The 15,167-nt window shown below is 59.9% G+C and carries 13 protein-coding genes; 8 read left to right on the top strand and 5 right to left on the bottom strand.

Annotation, left to right across the window (positions count from 1 at the left end):
* The first annotated feature begins 60 nt into the window (after positions 1-60).
* On the top strand, positions 61-2,319 hold the full coding sequence (locus BJP61_RS04745) for an FAD-dependent oxidoreductase (protein ID WP_171997910.1): 2,259 nt from the start codon (positions 61-63) through the stop codon (positions 2,317-2,319).
* Here the strand turns inward: BJP61_RS04745 and BJP61_RS04740 are convergent.
* Positions 2,316-3,332, bottom strand: a complete 1,017-nt coding sequence (locus BJP61_RS04740; RefSeq protein ID WP_171997909.1) for a type IV pilus twitching motility protein PilT — start codon at positions 3,330-3,332, stop codon at positions 2,316-2,318. The two genes, BJP61_RS04745 and BJP61_RS04740, sit on opposite strands and share 4 nt — an antisense overlap.
* 15 nt (positions 3,333-3,347) lie before the next feature.
* On the opposite strand from BJP61_RS04740, the gene BJP61_RS04735 reads away from it, so the two are divergent.
* The 5 genes from BJP61_RS04735 to hemW are packed head-to-tail and all read left to right on the top strand — an operon-like array spanning position 3,348 to position 6,656.
* Entirely contained in the window at positions 3,348-4,061 is a 714-nt protein-coding gene (locus BJP61_RS04735) for a YggS family pyridoxal phosphate-dependent enzyme (protein ID WP_075193405.1), read from the top strand.
* 15 nt (positions 4,062-4,076) lie between these two features.
* Positions 4,077-4,631: a YggT family protein gene (locus tag BJP61_RS04730; protein ID WP_038867909.1), complete on the top strand. Its 555-nt coding sequence runs from the start codon at positions 4,077-4,079 to the stop codon at positions 4,629-4,631.
* Complete coding sequence (gene yggU, locus BJP61_RS04725; RefSeq protein ID WP_171997908.1) at positions 4,628-4,918, top strand: DUF167 family protein YggU; 291 nt, start codon at positions 4,628-4,630, stop codon at positions 4,916-4,918. The genes BJP61_RS04730 and yggU overlap by 4 nt, the downstream gene beginning before the upstream one ends.
* A gap of 15 nt (positions 4,919-4,933) precedes the next feature.
* On the top strand, positions 4,934-5,527 hold the full coding sequence (locus BJP61_RS04720; protein WP_171997907.1) for an XTP/dITP diphosphatase: 594 nt from the start codon (positions 4,934-4,936) through the stop codon (positions 5,525-5,527).
* Positions 5,520-6,656, top strand: a complete 1,137-nt coding sequence (hemW, locus tag BJP61_RS04715; protein ID WP_038867902.1) for a radical SAM family heme chaperone HemW — start codon at positions 5,520-5,522, stop codon at positions 6,654-6,656. The genes BJP61_RS04720 and hemW overlap by 8 nt, the downstream gene beginning before the upstream one ends.
* Before the next feature lie 172 nt (positions 6,657-6,828).
* Here the strand turns inward: hemW and ftsP are convergent, their stop codons facing one another.
* The 3 genes from ftsP to parC form a co-directional block, all read right to left on the bottom strand.
* A complete protein-coding gene (ftsP, locus tag BJP61_RS04710; protein WP_038867900.1) occupies positions 6,829-8,241 on the bottom strand; it encodes a cell division protein FtsP in 1,413 nt (470 codons plus the stop codon).
* 49 nt (positions 8,242-8,290) lie between these two features.
* Positions 8,291-9,028: a 1-acylglycerol-3-phosphate O-acyltransferase gene (locus tag BJP61_RS04705; RefSeq protein WP_038867897.1), complete on the bottom strand. Its 738-nt coding sequence runs from the start codon at positions 9,026-9,028 to the stop codon at positions 8,291-8,293.
* Positions 9,029-9,276: 248 nt separating this feature from the next.
* Complete coding sequence (gene parC, locus BJP61_RS04700; protein WP_171997906.1) at positions 9,277-11,547, bottom strand: DNA topoisomerase IV subunit A; 2,271 nt, start codon at positions 11,545-11,547, stop codon at positions 9,277-9,279.
* 381 nt (positions 11,548-11,928) lie between these two features.
* On the opposite strand from parC, the gene BJP61_RS04695 reads away from it, so the two are divergent.
* Positions 11,929-12,510 carry an NAD(P)H-dependent oxidoreductase gene (locus BJP61_RS04695; RefSeq protein ID WP_075193403.1) on the top strand — a complete coding sequence of 194 codons (582 nt, stop codon included), beginning with the start codon at positions 11,929-11,931 and terminating at the stop codon, positions 12,508-12,510.
* A gap of 31 nt (positions 12,511-12,541) precedes the next feature.
* A complete protein-coding gene (locus BJP61_RS04690) occupies positions 12,542-12,856 on the top strand; it encodes a putative quinol monooxygenase (RefSeq protein WP_038867890.1) in 315 nt (104 codons plus the stop codon).
* 98 nt (positions 12,857-12,954) lie between these two features.
* Here BJP61_RS04690 and katG read toward each other — a convergent pair whose 3' ends face one another.
* Positions 12,955-15,135 (bottom strand): catalase/peroxidase HPI, encoded by a 2,181-nt coding sequence (gene katG / locus BJP61_RS04685; RefSeq protein WP_038867888.1) that lies wholly within the window; start codon positions 15,133-15,135, stop codon positions 12,955-12,957.
* Positions 15,136-15,167 lie beyond the last annotated feature (32 nt).

The following is a 15,167-nucleotide window of genomic DNA, read 5'->3' as shown; positions in this document are numbered from 1 at the left end:
CGAAGTTCCGTTGCATGACAATGTGATGAGTGTAATGCCAGTTAAGAAGGATACAAGCTTATGAACATCTTTCCCCGCAGCGCCGACCGCACGTTTCCTGAGGAGCATCTTCATGCCGATCTGCTGGTAGCGGGCGGCGGGCTGGCCGGTTTGTGCGCGGCGCTGGCTGCGGCCCGCGATGGGTTGCACGTGATCCTGGTACAGGACAGACCGGTACTCGGCGGCAATGCCTCCAGCGAAGTACGGCTGTGGGCCAACGGCGCAACCTCACACATGGGCAACAATAACCGCTGGGCACGCGAAGGCGGTATTATGGGCGAGATCCTGGAAGAGAACCTCTGGCGCAACAAAGAGGGCAATCCGGTGATGTTCGATCTGGTGTTGCTGGATCTGGCACGCTCCCAGCCCGGCCTGACGCTGCTGCTCAACACGGCGATTTTTGAGGTGGAAAGCAACGACCGGCGTATTCAACGCGTGCGTGGCTTTAACGCCATCAACGAGACGTTTTATACTCTTACCGCCAGCCAGTTTTGCGACGCCACCGGCGATGGCGTACTCGGCTACCTCTCCGGCGCCGAGTTTCGCGTCGGCGCGGAAGAGGCTGACGAGCTCGGCGAAAAAATGGCGCCGGGCGACAGCTTCGGGCATAAACTCGGCCACTCAATTTACTTCTACACCAAACAGACCAGCGGGCCAGTGCGCTTCGTCCCGCCGTCGTTCGCGCTGAAAGACATCACCGACATCCCGCGCTACCAGCGTCTGACTTCCACGCTAAACGGCTGCGATCTCTGGTGGCTCGAATGGGGCGGTCGCCTCGACACCGTGCATCAGAGCGAAGAGATCAAATGGGAGCTGTGGAAAATCGTCTGGGGCGTCTGGGATCATATTAAAAACTCCGGACAGTTTCCCGATGCCGATAATCTGACTATCGAGTGGGTCGGCACCATCCCCGGCAAGCGCGAAAGCCGCCGGTTTATGGGAGATTACCTGCTCTGCCAGCAGGATATTATCGAGCAGCGCGACCATTACGACGCCGTGGCTTACGGCGGCTGGTCTATCGATCTGCATCCGGCAGATGGCGTCTACAGCACCCACGACGGCTGCCGCCAGTTTCACAGCAAAGGGACCTACACCATTCCCTGGCGCAGCCTGTACAGCCGCTCGCTTGATAATCTCTTTCTGACCGGGCGGCTCATCTCCGCCTCGCATGTCGCCTTCGGCAGCGCCCGCGTGATGTGTACCTGCGGACTGCTGGGCGAAATCGTGGGACGCGCGGCGGCGATCTGCCATCAACAGACGCTCACGCCGCGCCAGCTGGCAGCACGCGAGCACATTGGCGCGCTGCAACAGCATGTGCAGGCGACGGGCTGTTATATTCCGCGCCAGCGGCTGAACGACCCGGCGCGCGGCGCAGAGCTTCGCGTCAGCAGCGAATATCAACTGGCTGAGCTGACGCCGAACGGCGAATGGGCGCCGCTGTCGGCCCGCACCGCGCTGCTGCTGCCGCTGCGGGCCGGGCAATCGCTGCCCACCCTGCATTTTACATTGCGGGCTGACGCGCCTCAGCGCCTGCACGTTCAGTTGCTTACCAGTCACAAGCCGGGCAACTATACGCCGGAGCGCTGGCTTGACGAATGCGAACTGGAGATTCGCGATGCCGCCTCGTACCGGGTGGCGCTGCGCCATACCGCCGAAGCGGACTGCTACGTGTTTGTCGTTTTCGATCGCTGCGACGGGGTCGAGCTGGCACTCAGCGCGCAGCACCTGCCGGGCATTATGATGGTGTTTAACAGCGTGAACGCCCGCGTCGCCAAACGCTCGCGCCAGGTCGTGGACGGCGACTACGGCGTGGACGAGTTCGATTTCTGGCTGCCGCGCCGCCGTCCGCACCAGATTATGCCCGCGCTGCGCCTCGATGCCCCGCTGCGCTGCTACCCGGCGGAAAATCTGCTCAATGGCCGCCTGCGCCCGGAACAGCAAACCAACGCCTGGGTGCCAGCGATGGACGATCCGCTTCCTGCCGTCGAATGGCGCTGGCCGCAACCCCAGGCGTTCCAGGCACTGACGCTGATCTTTGATAACGATTTTGATAACGCGATGGAGACGGTACAGATGGGCCATGACCGCGCCGTGACGCCCCACTGCGTCACCCATTACCGCCTCTGGGCTGATGACGCGCTGCTGGCGGAGGTGGCCGATAACCATCGCTCGGTCTGCGAGCACCGCCTCAACGCCTCCAGCGCGGCGCGCGTTATCCGGCTTGAGATTGTCAGTACTGCGGGCGGCCTGCCCGCGCTCTACGCGCTCCACGTGCGTTAGCACCAGTGCGCGGCGCTGGCCTCTTTTTGCAGCGCCAGTCTGCCTTCGTTAAGACGCATCGCGACACTTTGCGCGAACGTCTGCATCCCGTGCTGCTGGCCGGTTTCCATCAGGCCTGGCAACTGGTGCGTTTTCGCCTCACGGATGAGGTTCGCCACCGCTGGCGTGTTAATCAGCAGTTCATGAAGCGCCGTCCTTCCGCCCTGCGCGTCCGCCACCAGCTTTTGCGCCAGCACCGCCTTGAGGCTACCCGCAAGCTGGCTGCGTACTTTGTTCTGTTCATCCGCCGGAAAGACATCCACCAGGCGCTCGACGGCCTGTGCCGCGCCGCGCGTATGCAGCGTCGCCATTACCAGGTGGCCGGTTTCCGCCGCCGTCAGCGCCAGCCGGATGGTTTCGCTGTCCCGCAATTCGCCCAGCAAAATGACATCCGGATCTTCACGTAGCGCGCCACGCAGCCCGTCGCTGAAGCTCTGACAGTGGGTGCCGATTTCACGCTGCTGAATGAGACAGCGCGCGGGTTGATGACAAAACTCAACCGGATCTTCAAGCGTCAGGATATGGCCGTCGAGCGTCTCGTTCAGGTAGCCGACCATCGCCGCAAGCGTGGTGGATTTACCGCTGCCGGTCGCGCCGGTGACCAGCAGCAGGCCGTCCGGCATATTGAGCAGCCCCGGCACCGCCGCCGGTACGCCCAGCGCCTCGAGCCGCGGACAGCCACGCGGCAGCAGGCGCAAGACCAGCGACACGCCCTGCATCTGGCGAAACGCGTTCCCGCAAAGGCGCACGCCGCCTGCCAGACTCACCGCGAAATCCGTCTGCCCGCGCTCGGAAAGCTCGCGCTGATGGGCGTCGTCGAGCCAGCGCGCCAGCAAGTTTTCCGGCTTCGGCACCGGGTGCGTAAGCGGCTCCAGCCGCCCTTGCCTGCGCCAGCGCGCAGGCAGCTCGCTACACAGGTGTAGATCCGAAACATTATGCTTTACACTAAGCGCCACTAATTCATCCATTTCCATATAGCTTCCCTAACCATGAGTGAGACAGAACGCAACTTAGCGCAGGTTCGGCAAAAGATCTCAGCGGCTGCACAACGCTGCGGCCGGGCTCCAGAAGAAGTTACGCTGCTTGCAGTGAGTAAAACAAAACCTGCGAGCGCGATAGCAGAAGCTATCGACGCCGGGCAGCGTGAATTCGGTGAAAACTATGTGCAGGAGGGAGTGGACAAGATCCAGCATTTTCGTGAGGCGGGCGTCGACGGGCTGACGTGGCACTTTATCGGTCCGTTGCAGTCCAACAAAAGCCGTCTGGTCGCGGAGCATTTCGACTGGTGTCATACCGTCGACCGGCTGCGCATCGCCACCCGGCTGAACGAGCAGCGCCCTGACGAGATGGCGCCGCTTAACGTGCTGATTCAGGTTAATATCAGCGATGAACAGAGCAAATCCGGCATCGCCCTGGACGAGCTGGACGCGCTGGCGGCGGCGGTGGCCGCCCTGCCGCGCCTGCGGCTGCGCGGGTTGATGGCCATTCCGGCACCGGAAAAAGCGTACGAGCGCCAGTTTGCCGTCGCCAGCGAGATGGCGGCGGCGTTCACCGCGCTTAAGGCCCGCTACCCGACGGTAGACACGCTTTCGCTCGGCATGAGCGATGATATGGAAGCCGCCATCGCCGCAGGCAGCACGATGGTGCGCATTGGTACCGCGATTTTCGGCGCGCGCGATTATGCCCGCGCCGCTCAACATTAACTTCTGAGGAACGCCATGCTGACGTTGACTTTCCTGGTCAAAACCGTGATCGAGCTGTATGTGATGGTGCTGCTGCTGCGCATCTGGATGCAGTGGTCGCGCTGCGATTTTTATAACCCGCTCGCCCAGACGGTCGTGAAATTTACCCAGCCGATTATCGGCCCGCTGCGCCGCATTATTCCGTCAATGGGGCCTGTCGATACCGCCTCGCTGCTGGTGGCGTTTATTCTCTCGACGCTGAAATTCCCGCTGCTGCTGTTAATTCAGTCGGGCGGCTTATCGCTCGATCCGTTTAACCTGGTGGTGGGCTTGTTGTCGCTGCTGAAATCCGCCGGGCTGCTGGTCTTCTGGGTGATTATCATTCGCTCGCTGATGAGCTGGGTAAGCCAGGGCCGCAGCCCGATTGAATTTGTGCTGATCCAGCTTACCGAGCCGCTGATGGCTCCAGTTCGCCGCATTCTTCCGGCGATGGGCGGCATCGATTTTTCCGCCATGGGCGTGATTATCCTGCTTTATCTGCTGAACTACCTCGGCATGGATCTCTTCCCGGGGCTGTGGAATCTGCTGTGAGTGCCGTCAGTAAAACCGTCGACGGGCTGGTGTTGCGGTTGTATATCCAGCCGAAAGCCAGCCGCGACAGCATTATCGGGTTACATGGCGACGAATTGAAAGTCGCCATTACCGCCCCGCCGGTTGATGGTCAGGCCAACGCCCACCTGGTTAAATACCTCGCAAAACAGTTTCGCGTGGCCAAAAGCCAGGTAGTGATTGAAAAAGGCGAACTGGGCCGTCATAAGCAAGTCAAAATTATCGACCCCCAACAGATCCCAACGGAAGTTGCGGCTGTCACCCAATAATTACAGGATTGAGCTATGCAGAAAGTTGTCCTCGCGACCGGCAACGCCGGTAAAGTGCGCGAACTCGCCTCATTACTGCGGGAGTTTGGGCTGGATATCGTGGCGCAGACCGAACTCGGCGTCGACTCCGCCGAAGAAACCGGTCTGACGTTTATCGAAAACGCGATTCTGAAAGCGCGCCACGCCGCGCAGATCACGGGGCTGCCAGCGATTGCCGATGACTCCGGCCTGGCCGTGGATTTTCTGGGCGGCGCGCCGGGGATTTACTCCGCCCGCTATTCCGGGATGGACGCCACCGACCAGCAGAATCTTGAAAAGCTGCTTGTGGCCCTGAAAGATGTCCCGGACGAACAGCGTACTGCGCAGTTCCACTGCGTGCTGGTCTATATGCGTCACGCGGAAGATCCCACGCCGATTGTCTGTCACGGCAGCTGGCCGGGCGTGATCACCCGTGAAGCGGCAGGCAACGGCGGCTTTGGCTACGACCCGATTTTCTTTGTCCCCTCCGAGGGCAAAACCGCCGCCGAGCTGACGCGTGAAGAGAAAAGCGCTATCTCCCACCGCGGGCAGGCGCTGAAATTATTACTGGAAGCAATACGTAATGGCTGATTTGCCACCCTTAAGTCTTTATATCCACATTCCCTGGTGCGTACAGAAGTGCCCCTATTGCGACTTCAACTCCCACGCGCTGAAGGGCGAAGTGCCGCACGACGATTATGTCCAGCATCTGTTACGCGATCTGGATAACGACGCGCCCTGGGCGCAGGGCCGCGAAGTGAAGACGATTTTCATCGGCGGCGGGACGCCGAGCCTGCTCTCCGGCCCGGCGATGCAAACCTTGCTGGACGGCGTGCGTGCGCGTCTGAACCTGGCAGCGGATGCTGAAATTACGATGGAAGCCAACCCCGGCACCGTTGAAGCCGACCGATTTGTAGAGTATCAGCGCGCAGGCGTGAACCGAATTTCCATCGGTGTGCAGAGCTTTAGCGAGCCTAAGCTTACGCGTCTTGGCCGTATTCACGGGCCGGAAGAAGCAAAGCGCGCGGCACGGCTGGCGAGCGGTCTTGGGCTGCGCAGCTTTAACCTTGATTTGATGCACGGTCTGCCGGATCAGTCGCTTGCCGAGGCGCTGGACGATCTGCGTCAGGCTATCGCGCTCAATCCGCCGCATCTGTCCTGGTATCAACTGACTATTGAGCCGAACACGCTGTTTGGCTCGCGCCCGCCGGTGCTGCCTGATGACGACGCGCTATGGGATATTTTCGAGCAGGGTCATCAGTTACTGACCGCCGCCGGGTATGAGCAGTATGAGACGTCGGCCTACGCGAAACCGGGCTACCAGTGCCAGCACAATCTGAATTACTGGCGCTTCGGGGATTATCTCGGCATCGGATGCGGCGCGCACGGCAAAGTGACGCTCGCGGACGGGCGTATTCTGCGTACCGCCAAAACCCGCCATCCACGCGGTTATATGACCGGCACTTATCTCGATAAGCAGCATGAGGTTGAGACGCAGGACAAACCGTTTGAGTTTTTCATGAACCGTTTCCGCCTGCTGGAGCCCGCGCCGCGCGCCGAGTTTCACCGTTATACGGGGCTTGATGAAGCCGCCATCCGCCCGCAGATTGACGAGGCGATTGCGCGCAATTATCTGGTGGAGACACCGGAGAACTGGCAGATCACCGGGCACGGTAAGCTGTTTCTGAACTCGCTGCTGGAGCTGTTCCTGACGGAATAACGGCTTTTGACAACGCGGGTGCTCCGGGATATGGCCTCAATGGCAGTGACGCCGCGCTTACCCGCTCTGCTTATGGATATAGCCTTGATCGGCTGGATAAGCGAAGCGTATCCACCGTGAGGCTCAGGTACAAAAAAGCCGCTTCGCAGCGGCTTTTTTCACTCTCAACGCCTTACGGCGCCGGATTTACCACCATCTGCCCAACCGAACCGCGATCGGCCATCTCCAGCGTCTGGCTAGAATAGAGGAACGGGAAATGCTCCCAGGACGGCTGGCTAAAGTACACCAGCAATTCCACCTGACCATCCACCCAGACCGTATCTTTCCAGCCACGATCTTCCGGGAACGGCGCGGCGCCATTGACGCTGCGGATAAGAAAACTCACGCCTTCCATATGGAACGACTGCGGCATATCCGAGCGCACCGTCCAGCGCTCCCACGCGCCCTGCTGGGTCTGCACGTCGGTTCGTTTCATATCCCACAGTTGCCCGTTAATGCCAGGATCGTCGCTGAGCGTAATATCACGGCTGCGCACCGGCGCGCCGTTGATAATCTCATCCGGCAGCAGGCGCATCGGCAGGGTATCTGTCACCAGCGGCAGCAGGCCGGTGGGCCGCAGCGTTAGCACCAGCGTAGAGATAAGAATGCTGGAAGGCTCAAAGATGCCGCGAATGCGGTCCATAATGGACGCCGCTTCACCACAGGTGATGGAGACTTCATCGCCGTTGGTCATGTCGATAAGCACCTCGCGGCGCTCGCCCGGTGCCAGCGCGAGCTGTTTGACCGCGACCGGCGCAGGCAGAAAGCCCTGATCGCCTGCAATCACATGCAGCGGACGCCCGTCGCTCACCTGAAGCTGATAACGGCGCGCGTTAGAGGCGTTCAGCAAGCGCAGGCGCACCCAGCCGCGCGAGACTTCCACATAGGGGCTCTGCGCGCCGTTAACCAGCAGCGTATCGCCGACAAAACCGCCGCTGCCCGGCTCGCTGTATTCCGGCGTGCCGAAATTGTCGAGGCGCTTGTCCTGAATAATGATCGGGAAATCGTCCACACCGTAGTGATTCGGCACCGGCAGCGCTTTGCTGATGGCATCTTCCACCAGCCACATGCCTGCCAGACCGTTATAGACCTGCTGGCCGGTACGGTTGGGGGTATTGGCGTGATACCAGAGCGTGGCGGCGGCCTGGCGTACCGGCAATACCGGCGCCCAGTCGGCACCGGGCGACATCATGCGCGCCGCGCCGCCCATCAGCGGCCCCGGCACCTGCAACCCGCTCACCGTCATGGCGACGTTTTCCTGCAGACGGTTGCTGTAAATCAGCTTCACGTCGTCGCCGCTCCAGACGCGGATGGTCGGCCCCATATAGCGGCCGTTGAATCCCCAGACCTGCGCGCGCGTACCCGGCGCGAAAGACCAGTGGGCGCGGGAGAGCGTCAGAAACAGCGGCTGGCCGCGGCGCGACTCCAGAAGCGGCGGCACCGGCAGCGCCGGCTGCTGGCCTGCGGCGTGTGCCCTCAGCGGCACCGCGCCCGCGCAGAGCGCAACGCCCGATGCCTGAATAAACTGACGCCGACTGAGTGACATAATGGCTCCATGAAAACGGGTAATGAATGACGGTCGAAGGCCGTCAGTCTCAGACCTTGCCGGCGGCTTCGCGCTCGGCCACTTCTTTATCCAGCTCGGCGATCTTCGCTTCCATCAACTGGCGGCAGTGGGCGGCAAGCTCCCGCACCTGTTCTTTCCCCCACCCCTGGGTGTCGACAGGCGGTAACATTTCGACGATGGCCAGACCGTTGTTCCAACGGTTCAGCTTAATTTTACCATGCGTGTTGGAGACGCAGACCGGAATAATCGGCACGCCAGCGGCGATGGCGGCGTGAAACGCGCCGGTTTTAAACGGCATCAGGCCGCGACCACGGCTACGGGTGCCTTCCGGGAACATCCAGATGGAGATATCGCGCTTGCGAAACTGATTAACGACTTCGGCTATCGTGCCATGCGCTTTACTGCGGTTGTTGCGGTCGATAAGCAGGTTGCCGGTCAGCCAGTAGAGCTGGCCGAAGAACGGTATCCAGACCAGGCTTTTTTTGCCGACGGTCACGGTAGGCGGCTGAACAATATTCGATGCCGTCACCATGTCGAAGTTGTTCTGGTGATTGGCGATGTAAATCGCGTTGCCGTAGTTTTCCGCGCCCTGCGGTTTACGCAGCTCAACCTTCAGGCCGAAGACGGTGGAAAGACGCCCAAACATATGGCCAAACGTTGCGACGTGGCGAGGGTTACGCGGGCTGAACAGACACCAGATGCATCCCAGGATACAAACCACAATGCTGTAGAGAACAACAATAATCATTCGAACGATCGATAACATAAACTACCTCTGAAGCCGCGGCCGCGGACCAGTATAACGGCTTTAACGGAAAACACACCGCTCACGGTCAGGCATCCCTGGCGGCTCATCATGTTGAGCAGACTCAAACACTTATTTTTATGCGTCACGCGCAAACAAACAATGGCGTGGGCGGGAAAATTACGCAAGCGAGGCCGCCGCGCTTCCTGTTAAGGGTCACAGAAAGCGCGGCGGCGGTCAGGCGTTGCGATGTTGCGTTAGTCGGGAGATTACGCCTCGCCGTCGTCGGCTTTCGGGCGCGACGGCGCGTCCACTTCAACCCTGTCGATGCGTTGCAGACCGCGCATCAGCGTACCGCGACGACCGCGCTCGCCATGCACTTTTTGCAGCTCTTCCGGGCGCAGTTTGATTTTGCGTTTGCCGACATGCAGCGTCACCGTGCTCTGCGGCGGCAGGATGGTGAGATAAGCGAGCTTATCGTCGCCTTTCGCCGCGTCAGCGGAAGGAATGGAGATGATTTTGTTGCCTTTGCCTTTAGAGAGCTGCGGCAGATCCGCCACCGGGAACATCAGCATACGCCCTGCCGCCGTAATGGCGAGCAGCATGTCGTCGTCATGCTCAATTTCCAGCGGCGGCAGTACATGCGCATTTTGCGGCAGCGTAATCAGCGCCTTACCAGCACGGTTGCGCGCCACCAGATCGTTAAAGGTGCAGACGAAGCCGTAGCCCGCGTCGGACGCCATCAGCAGCTTTTGCTCCTCGCCGGTCATCAGCATATGTTCCACCACCGCGCCAGGCGGCAGCGTCAGCTTGCCGGTAAGCGGTTCGCCCTGGCCGCGCGCTGATGGCAGCGAAACCGGGTCAAGCGCGTAGCTGCGACCGGTGGAGTCGATAAACACCACCGGTTGATTGCTCTTGCCCTTCGCAGAAGAGAGCCAGCTGTCGCCCGCTTTGTAGCTTAGCGCTTTAGCGTCGATATCATGGCCTTTGGCGCTGCGCACCCAGCCCATCTGGGAGAGCACGATAGTGACCGGCTCGGACGGCAGCATGTCATGCTCGCTCATCGCCTTCGCCTCTTCACGCTCATGCAGCGGCGAACGGCGATCGTCGCCGTAGGCGTCGGCATCCGCCTGGATCTCTTTTTTCAGCAGGGTATTCATTTTGCGCTCGGAGGCGAGAATGCCCTGGATTTGATCGCGCTCTTTTTCCAGATCGCTCTGCTCGCCGCGGATTTTCATCTCCTCAAGCTTCGCCAGGTGGCGCAGTTTGAGTTCGAGGATCGCTTCCGCCTGCGTTTCGCTGATGCCAAAACGGCTCATCAGCACTGGCTTCGGCTCATCTTCGCTGCGGATGATATCGATCACTTCATCGATATTGAGAAACGCCACCAGCAAACCTTCAAGGATATGCAGGCGCTTGAGCACTTTCTCCAGACGATAGTTAAGACGACGGCGCACCGTATCGCGGCGGAACGCCAGCCATTCGGTGAGGATCTCCAGCAGGTTTTTCACCGCCGGGCGGCCATCAAGCCCAATCATGTTGAGGTTGATACGGTAGCTTTTTTCCAGATCGGTGGTGGCGAACAGGTGGTTCATCACCTGATCCATATCCACGCGGTTGGAGCGCGGCACGATAACCAGACGCGTCGGGTTTTCATGATCCGATTCATCGCGCAGGTCATCGACCATCGGCAGCTTTTTGGCGCGCATCTGGCTTGCAATTTGCTCCAGCACGCGGGCGCCGGAGACCTGATGCGGTAGCGCCGAGATGACCACGGCGCCATCTTCTTTTTTCCAGACGGCGCGCATACGCACCGAGCCGCGGCCGCTCTGGTAGATTTTGCGAATTTCAGCGCGCGAGGTGATGATTTCCGCTTCAGTCGGGTAATCCGGGCCCTGCACGATATCCAGCAACTCGTCGAGGCTGGTTTTCGGGCTGTCGATCAGACTGACGGCCGCTTTGGCGACTTCGCGCAGGTTGTGTGGCGGAATGTCGGTCGCCATGCCCACCGCGATGCCCGTGGTGCCGTTCAACAGAATATTCGGCAGACGCGCCGGCAGCATTTTCGGCTCATTCAGCGTGCCGTCGAAGTTCGGGACATAATCGACGGTGCCCTGCCCGAGTTCGCCCAGCAGCACTTCGGCGTATTTCGACAGACGCGATTCGGTATAACGCATCGCCGCGAAGGATTTCGGATCGTCCGGCGCGCCCCAGTTCCCCTGACCATCTACCAGCGGGTAGCGGTAAGAGAATGGCTGCGCCATCAGCACCATCGCTTCATAGCAGGCGCTGTCGCCGTGCGGGTGATATTTACCCAGCACGTCGCCCACGGTACGGGCGGATTTTTTGAATTTGGCGCTGGCGTTCAGTCCCAGTTCTGACATGGCATAGACGATGCGGCGCTGAACAGGCTTAAGCCCGTCGCCGATAAACGGCAGCGCGCGGTCCATGATGACGTACATGGAATAGTTCAGATAGGCGTTTTCAGTGAATTCATGCAGCGCAAGACGCTCTGCACCATCATGAGTTATATCACTCATTAATACATTTCCTCAGACCGTGGCGTTGTCTTTACACGCATCAATCCCTGCCGGACGCGGCAGATGTTTGCCGCGATAGTACCTTATCCGGCCCCTTTCTGTCACAGCGTTGTATAAACGATCAGGCTTTTTTCGCGCGCGTTACAATGCCTGTAAACCTGGCGCCGTAAGCATGGCGTGTTTAACCCATCATTAAACGGATAAACGGGTTACCCACCCCCAATCCGGTGACATCTCTGTGCGATGAATGATAGTAGCGATGAATGTCATGCACGCCCGATTATTGCTCATATTGCAAAAGTCTTTGCGCGTTTTGCCAATATTGCCGTGTCGCCAGATGCGGTAATATTAATGACAAACGCGATAATTAGAGGACAAATAATGAGCAACGTACTTATCATTAACGGTGCGAAACAGTTCGCCCACTCCAATGGCCAGCTCAACGACACCCTGACTGAGGTCGCGGAAAGCTACCTGCGCGACGTCGGGCATGATGTTAAAGTCACCCGCGCCGACAGCGACTATGACGCCAAAGAAGAAGTGCAGAAATATCTCTGGGCCGACGTGATTATTTATCAGATGCCGGGCTGGTGGATGGGCGCGCCCTGGACTGTGAAAAAGTATATCGACGACGTTTTCACCGAGGGGCACGGCTCACTGTACGCCAGCGATGGCCGCACCCGCTCCGACGCGTCCAAAAAATATGGCTCCGGCGGCCTGATTCAGGGCAAAAAATATATGCTGTCGCTCACCTGGAACGCGCCGATGGAAGCGTTCACTGAGAAAGATCAGTTCTTCCACGGCGTGGGCGTGGATGGCGTTTACCTGCCGTTCCACAAAGCCAATGAGTTTCTGGGCCTGACGGCGCTGCCGACTTATATCGCCAACGACGTCATTAAAATGCCGGACGTGCCGCGCTACGTTGCAGAATATCGCGAGCATCTGGCGAAAATTTTTGCTTAACTGTCAGACGGTTTTACAAAAGGAGTTAACCATGCTGACAGTAATAGCAGAAATTCGTACCCGTCCTGGCGCGCATCATCGCCAGGCGGTGCTGGAGGAGTTCAAGAAGATCATTCCAGCGGTGCTGGCGGAAGCCGGCTGCCACGGGTACGCGCCGATGGTCGACAGCGCCACGGGCCTCGGTTTCCAGACCAGCGCGCCGGATTCCATCGTGATGGTAGAACAGTGGGCCAGCGCAGAGCACCTGAAAGCGCACCTGGAAACGCCGCATATGCTGGGTTTTCGTGACGCGGTAAAAGGCGACGTGCTGGATACGACCATCCGCATTCTGGAAAGCGGCGTCTGACGCGCTGCCGGAAAGCATAAAAAAGGCGATGATAACTCATCGCCTTTTTTGTTATGCCCGCCTGGTTCACTCGCCGCGCGATAACGCGGGCCTTATGATTAACGCAGATCGAAACGGTCGAGGTTCATCACTTTGGTCCACGCCGCCACGAAATCCTTCACGAATTTCTCACGGGCGTCATGGCTTGCATAGACTTCCGCCACTGAACGCAGAATCGCATTGGAGCCAAACACCAGATCCGCGCGGGTCGCCGTGAACTTCACCTCGCCGCTCACGCGGTCGCGGCCTTCAAACCGCTCAGACGTCGCGTCGCTCGCTTTCCACTCGTTACGCATATCCAGCAGATTCACGAAGAAATCGGTGCTGAGCACGCCCACGCGGTCCGTGAAGACGCCATGCGCGCTGGCATCAAAGTTCGCGCCCAGTACGCGCAGCCCGCCCACCAGCACGGTAAGTTCCGGCGCGGTCAGCGTTAACTGCTGCGCTTTGTCGATCAGCAGCGCTTCCGTGGAGGTGCTGTTACGCGCGCCGCGGTAGTTACGGAAACCATCCGCCGCCGGTTTCAGCAGCTCAAACAGCGCAACGTCGGTCTGATCCTGACGCGCATCGACGCGGCCCGGCGCAAACGGCACGGTGATATCCACGCCCGCGGCTTTCGCCGCCTGTTCGATACCGACAACGCCCGCCAGTACGATAAGGTCAGCCAGCGAGGCTTTATTGGCCGCGCGCTGTATAGCTTCAAGCTTCGCCAGCGCACGAGCGGCGGAGGCGTTGACCTCCCAGTCGCGCTGCGGCGCAAGCGCCAGACGCGCGCCGTTAGCGCCGCCGCGTTTGTCGCCGCCGCGGAAGGTGGAGGCCGAGGCCCAGGCAACGGAAACCAGCTCGCTGACAGACAGCCCGGCGCTGGCGATCTCCGCTTTCAGCGCGTCGATATCCGCCTGCGTCGGCTGATAAATCGCTGCCGGCAGCGGATCCTGCCAGATCAGATCTTCTTTCGGTACTTCCGGCCCGATGTAGCGCGCTTTCGGCCCCATATCGCGGTGCGTCAGCTTATACCAGGCGCGGGCGAACGCTTCGTTGAACGCCTGCGGATCGTTAAGAAAACGACGCGAAATTTTCTCGAATTCCGGATCGAAACGCAGCGTCAAATCGGTCACCAGCATGGTCGGCTTACGTTTTTTCGACGGGTCGAACGGGTCCGGAATGATCTCAGGCGCGTCTACCGCTTCAAACTGAATAGCGCCAGCCGGGCTGCGCGTCTGCACCCATTCATATTTGAACAGGTTCTCAAAGAAGTAGTTGCTCCACTGGGTCGGCGTCTGGGTCCAGGTGACTTCCAGACCGGACGTAATCGCATCCGCGCCCGCGCCGCTACCGAAGCTGCTGGTCCAGCCGAGGCCCTGCGCTTCGATGGGCGCCGCTTCCGGGTCAACGCCGACATGGCTCGCCGCGCCTGCGCCGTGCGTTTTGCCGAGCGTATGGCCGCCTGCGATCAGCGCCACGGTCTCTTCATCATTCATCCCCATATTGCCAAAGGTAGCGCGAATAGCGGGCGCGGCAGAGGCCGGGTCGCCGCTATGGTTCGGCCCTTCCGGGTTAACATAGATAAGGCCCATTTCGGTCGCGCCGAGCGGCGCCTGCGCCAGGGATTCCGGGTGACGATGCTCAAGCCAGTTTTTCTCATCGCCCCAGTTTACGTCCATATCCGGCTCCCAGACGTCTTCACGCCCGGCGCCGAAACCAAAGGTGCGGAAGCCGGAATTTTCCAGCGCCACGTTGCCCGCAAGAATAAACAGGTCGGCCCAGGAGATTTTCTGGCCATATTTTTGTTTGACAGGCCACAGCAGACGGCGCGCTTTATCGAGGCTGACGTTATCCGGCCAGGCGTTGAGCGGCGCGAAGCGCTGCTGCCCACGACCCGCGCCGCCGCGCCCGTCAGCAGAGCGGTAGGTGCCGGCGCTGTGCCACGCCATACGAATGAAAAGCCCGGTGTAGCTGCCCCAGTCGGCAGGCCACCACGGCTGCGAATCGGTTAACAGCGCTTTCAGATCGCCTTTCAGGGCGGCGTAATCGAGCTCGCTGAAGGCTTTGCGATAGTTAAAATCTTCACCCAGCGGGTTGGTGCGATTTGAGTGCTGGCTCAACAGCTCCACGCGTAGCTGATTCGGCCACCAGTCGCGGCTGGCGGTACCGCCGCCGGCGCTTTGATTGTTGTTGCCCTGATGGAAGGGGCATTTCCCCGCAGATAACGTATTGTGTTGTTCAGATGGCGTGCTCATGTTTCGCTCCGTGTTCCGTTTTCCCGCTACGA

Origin of the sequence: Cronobacter sp. JZ38, from assembly GCF_008932145.1 — a bacterium.
Lineage (GTDB): Bacteria > Pseudomonadota > Gammaproteobacteria > Enterobacterales > Enterobacteriaceae > Cronobacter > Cronobacter muytjensii.
The sequence above is the reverse complement of the archived record's forward strand: the minus strand, read 5'-3'. Positions and strand labels throughout refer to the sequence as shown.

Coding starts and splice junctions, on each gene's coding strand:
- BJP61_RS04735 (WP_075193405.1), top strand. CDS start 3,348: ATGAGTGAGACAGAACGCAACTTAGCGCAGGTTCGGCAAAAGATCTCA.
- katG (WP_038867888.1), bottom strand. CDS start 15,135: ATGAGCACGCCATCTGAACAACACAATACGTTATCTGCGGGGAAATGC.
- BJP61_RS04705 (WP_038867897.1), bottom strand. CDS start 9,028: ATGTTATCGATCGTTCGAATGATTATTGTTGTTCTCTACAGCATTGTG.
- BJP61_RS04730 (WP_038867909.1), top strand. CDS start 4,077: ATGCTGACGTTGACTTTCCTGGTCAAAACCGTGATCGAGCTGTATGTG.
- BJP61_RS04740 (WP_171997909.1), bottom strand. CDS start 3,332: ATGGAAATGGATGAATTAGTGGCGCTTAGTGTAAAGCATAATGTTTCG.
- BJP61_RS04690 (WP_038867890.1), top strand. CDS start 12,542: ATGCTGACAGTAATAGCAGAAATTCGTACCCGTCCTGGCGCGCATCAT.
- hemW (WP_038867902.1), top strand. CDS start 5,520: ATGGCTGATTTGCCACCCTTAAGTCTTTATATCCACATTCCCTGGTGC.
- BJP61_RS04745 (WP_171997910.1), top strand. CDS start 61: ATGAACATCTTTCCCCGCAGCGCCGACCGCACGTTTCCTGAGGAGCAT.
- ftsP (WP_038867900.1), bottom strand. CDS start 8,241: ATGTCACTCAGTCGGCGTCAGTTTATTCAGGCATCGGGCGTTGCGCTC.
- parC (WP_171997906.1), bottom strand. CDS start 11,547: ATGAGTGATATAACTCATGATGGTGCAGAGCGTCTTGCGCTGCATGAA.
- BJP61_RS04720 (WP_171997907.1), top strand. CDS start 4,934: ATGCAGAAAGTTGTCCTCGCGACCGGCAACGCCGGTAAAGTGCGCGAA.
- BJP61_RS04695 (WP_075193403.1), top strand. CDS start 11,929: ATGAGCAACGTACTTATCATTAACGGTGCGAAACAGTTCGCCCACTCC.